We start from the raw sequence: 1,450 nt of genomic DNA, 5'->3' as shown, positions 1-1,450 counted from the left end.
ACACCGCAACCACCAACCCCACACCACGCCCCACACACAAACCCACCACCGACTCCGCACCCACCCCCACCCCACGCAAATAATGCGCCAAACGACTCGCCCGACCCATCAAACCCCCATACGTCACACACTCATCACCCCACACCACAGCCACCGCATCCGGCGACACCACAGCCCACTCAGCAACCAACTCATGCACACCACCCACCAACGGCAACCCCACCGACAAACCATTCCACCCCTCCACCACCAACTCACGCTCACCCACCGACAACACCGACACATCCCCCACCCGCACACCCACATCGAGCGCAACGGTGTCCAGCACGGTGACCAGGTGGCGGGCCATCGCCTCGACCGTCGCCTGGTCGAACAGCGCGGTGCTGTACTCGATCTCGCCAGACAGGCCGCCTTCGCCCGTGTCACCGAACCTCAGCGTCAGGTCGAAGAGGGCGAGCCGAGCCCCGGCGGCCGACCCCTTGATCCGTATGTCTTCTCTCGGCCGGCTCTCGGCCTCGCCCTGCTCGAGCAGGTTCGCGTCGTCGCGCGGATCTTCCTTCGCATAGTTGAAGAACACCTGGAAGAGCGGGCTGCGCGCACGGTCCCGCTCCGTGACGAGGTCGTCCACCAGCTGCTCGAACGGGACGTCCTGGTGAGCGTAGGCACCGAGAGCGGCATTCCTCACCCGGCCGAGGAGCTCACCGAAGGTCGGGTCGCCGGACAGGTCGGTGCGCAGCACGAGCGTGTTGACGAAGAGACCAATCAGGTCCTCGGTCTCCGCACGGTTCCGGTTCGCGACCGGCGTGCCCACCACTACGTCCTCCGAGCCCGCGTACCGGCTCAGTAGCACGTCGAAGGCAGCAAGGAGCGTCATGAACATCGTCGCGCCGCCCTCGCGAGCCACCGCGCGCAACGCGTCCGCGGTCTCCGCCGACACGGTGAAGCGAGTTGCCGCACCTTCGGTCGAGCGCACCGGCGGACGTGGCCGATCAGTCGGCAGCTCCAACTGCGGGAGGCCCGCCAGATTGGCCCGCCAGTAGTCGAGTTGTTGTTCCAGCACCTCGCCGTCCAGCCACGTGCGTTGCCACACCGCGAAGTCGGCGTACTGCACCGGCAGCGGCGGCAGCGGGTCCGGCCGGCCCACACGGAACGCCTCGTACAGGGCCGCCAGCTCGCGTCGCAGGATGCGACCCGACCACTCGTCGAACACCACATGCTGCATCGACAGGGCCAGAACGTGTTCCTCGTCGGCCAGACGGATGAGGAAGGCCCGGACGAGCGGACCGGTCGCGAGGTCGAAGGCCGCCAGGGCATCCGTCGCGACCAGCCGTTCCGTCGCTCGCAGGGGATCGTCACTGCCGGATACGTCCACCACCGGCAGCGAGAAGGCGGTCGGCGGGTCGATCACCTGGTGGGCCACGCCCTCCGCGTCCGCCACCAGGCGGGTACG

1 protein-coding gene is annotated in these 1,450 nt (G+C 67.7%); it reads right to left on the bottom strand.

From position 1 onward, the window contains the following. The coding region (locus ACFWSK_RS37780) for a condensation domain-containing protein (protein ID WP_383796726.1) at positions 1–1,450 on the bottom strand (1,450 nt) is incomplete at both ends.

Origin of the sequence: Streptomyces sp. NPDC058620, from assembly GCF_042717135.1 — a bacterium.
GTDB lineage: Bacteria > Actinomycetota > Actinomycetes > Streptomycetales > Streptomycetaceae > Streptomyces.
The sequence above is the reverse complement of the archived record's forward strand: the minus strand, read 5'-3'. Positions and strand labels throughout refer to the sequence as shown.